Raw genomic sequence first — 2,716 nt, 5'->3', positions numbered from 1 at the left:
CTACAGGACCCGCAAGATAGGCCACGAAGCTGGCAACCTCATCGGCATGGCCGTAGCGGCCGATGGCGAGCAATGGCATCAGCTGTTCGGCGAACGGACCGTCCTTGGGGTTCATGTCGGTGTCGACGGGGCCGGGCTGCACGTTGTTCACCGTGATGCCGCGCGGACCGAGATCGCGAGCCAGTCCCTTGGTCAGGCCCTGCAGCGCCGACTTGCTCATGGCATAGATCGCACCACCCTGGCCGGGCATGCGCTCCGCATTGGTGCTGCCGATGTGAATGATGCGGCCACCGTTGTTCATGGCGCGCGCACCGAACTTGCTGGCCACCACGGCCGCACGGACGTTGATCGCGAGCGTGCTGTCCAGATCTTCGATCGGAYAGTCCTCGATCGGGCTGAACTTGGCGATGCCGGCATTGTTGACGAGGATGTCGAGACCGCCAAAGGTTTCCTTGGTTTTCGCGACGGCCGCTTCGATCGCGGCGTCGCTCGCGCTATCTGCCTGGAAGGCGATCGCACGACCGCCCTTGGCGGCGATCTCGGCCACGACGGCCTCGGCCGCCGAGGCTCCGTTCACGTAGGTAAGGACGACGTTGGCGCCGCCGGCAGCGAGGCGACGGGCGATGGCGGCACCGATGCCGCGCGACCCGCCGAGGATGAGGGCGCTCTTGCCCTGGATGGAATTGAGGTCGTTCATGGCATGACTCCGTAGTGAGGTGAGTTCGACAACACCATCAATGGCGGCGGTAGGCGCTGGCAGTAGGCACGATTTCACCTATGCAGTCGATACCATCGGTTTAGAATCCTTCCATGGACACCCTCAACGGTATTGTCTGCTTCATCCGCAGTGCCGAGTCCGGCAGCTTTGCCGCGGCGGGCCGCGCCCTGGGCCTGACCCCGGCCGCCGTGGGGAAAAACGTGGCCAGGCTGGAGGCATCCCTCGGTGTTCGGCTGTTTCAGCGCAGCACGCGCCGCCTGTCGCTCACGGAGGCGGGCGAGGCATTCCGCCTGGAGGTGGTGGATAGTCTGGACAGCCTGCAAACAGCGATGTCCAACGCCACCGTGGCGCATGCCAGCCCGGTGGGACGCCTGCGCGTCAGCATGGGCAACGCGTTCGGACGGGACTGGATCGTCCCGATGCTGGGCAGTTTCCTTCGCGCGAATCCCCGGGTGCAGCCGGACTGGCATTTCGACAATCGCGCGGTGGATCTGATCGGTGAGGGGTTCGATGTCGCGATCGGCGGTGGCTTCGAGCTGCAACCGGGCCTCATCGCGCGCCACCTGGCGCCGGCGCATCGCGTACTGGTGGCATCACCGGCGTACCTGTCGACGCGAGGGGCGCCTGCCACCCCGGCTGATCTGGTGGGGCGGGCGGGCATTCTTCTTCGGTCACCGCAGACCGGGCGTATTCGCAACTGGACGCTCACCGATGGCGCCGCTGGGAAGGCCTCGATCGACCTCGACACGCGCATTCTGTTCGATGACCCGGATGYGGCGAACCACGCCGCGATGCAAGGGCTGGGGATCGCCCTGGTCGCCGTGCCCCATGCGCTGCCCTATATCGAGCGCGGTGTGTTGAGGCGCGTGTTGCCGGATTGGTGGGTGGACGGTGGTGACATTTCGATCTATTACGCGGCGCAGAAGCTGCTGCCGCGAAAGACACGCGTGTTCGTCGAGCACGTGATGGCATCGTTCGAGCGGGATCAGCTGGCGGCGCGCTTTTCGGCGCAGCACGCCGACATGCGGTAACGCCTGCACCCCGCTCGGTACGCCGCCGTCCGGTAACGCTTGCATCGCGCTTCTACCGAGCGAGGGTGCACCGGCGAAGGTGCGGCGCGGCGGTCAGCCTGGCAGGAGGCCTGCCAGGCGTTCGTGGAGGACGCCTCGGCGCCAGCCTTCGAGGGCTTCGGGCCATACGCCGGTCATCACATACTCTTCCATCGAGCGGCGTGAGCAGAGCAGGCCGGGCGGAAGATCGAGCTGGGTGGCGAGCAGGTCGATGACGCTGCGCATTTCGTTGATGGCGCGCTTCGCGTCGCCCACGGGGTGACCCACGACCGGGGCGGTGGATTCGATTTCCTGGGCGTCCACCGGCCGCTGGAGCAGGTCGAACAATTCCTTGCGCTGGGGTGCACGCAATGCGCGGGTGCCGCGCACGCGCTCGTCCAGATACGCGGCGTCGCGCGGCAGGGCGTTGCTGAGGTCCAGGGCCTGAGCATCCTCGAGCAGCCACGAACGCGGCTTGTCGAGTTCGCGGGCGGTGGTTTCGCGCCAGCGCAGCACGCGACGGAGGAGGGCTTGTTTCTCCGGCGTCCATTCCGCAGCGCCCTTGAAGCTGCGCTGCGGTTGCGGATCCCCTTCGCGCTCGCTGGCCCGGCGCTTCATGCGTGCGCAGTCTTCCGCATGCCAGGCGGCGCGATCGCGCTCCACAAGGCGCTCGCTGAGGATGGCGTGCACGGGATGAAGGTGGACGACATCGAGTGTGGCGTAAAGCTTCTGCGATTCGGTCAGCGGGCGCTGCAGCCAGTCGCTGCGCGTCTCGCCCTTGTCGAGTTCGGCGCCGACCAGCTCAGCGACGAGGGCACGGTAGCTGATGCCCAGTCCCATGCCGACGAAAGCCGCGGCGATCTGCGTGTCGAACAAGGTGTGGGGGCCGTCGGGCAGGAACGGCGACATCGCTTCGAGATCTTCGCCGGCGCTGTGCATCACCGTGACC

3 protein-coding genes are annotated in these 2,716 nt (G+C 66.7%); 1 reads left to right on the top strand and 2 read right to left on the bottom strand.

The window, feature by feature from the left end:
- Nucleotides 1-697: SDR family oxidoreductase (locus AC1DSN_RS20995; RefSeq protein WP_477332661.1), on the bottom strand; the 697-nt coding region annotated here is incomplete at its 3' end.
- A 113-nt stretch (nucleotides 698-810) separates the two neighbouring features.
- Here AC1DSN_RS20995 and AC1DSN_RS20990 point away from each other — a divergent pair.
- The gene (locus AC1DSN_RS20990; protein WP_477332659.1) at nucleotides 811-1,749 is read left to right on the top strand and encodes a LysR family transcriptional regulator; all 939 of its coding nucleotides are present in this window, start codon (nucleotides 811-813) and stop codon (nucleotides 1,747-1,749) included.
- 93 nt (nucleotides 1,750-1,842) lie between these two features.
- Here the strand turns inward: AC1DSN_RS20990 and AC1DSN_RS20985 are convergent.
- A partial coding sequence (locus AC1DSN_RS20985; RefSeq protein WP_477332657.1) for a ribonuclease D occupies nucleotides 1,843-2,716 on the bottom strand: 874 nt, incomplete at its 5' end.

The organism is Luteibacter sp. P4_D7_3, assembly GCF_056401735.1.
The sequence above is the reverse complement of the archived record's forward strand: the minus strand, read 5'-3'. Positions and strand labels throughout refer to the sequence as shown.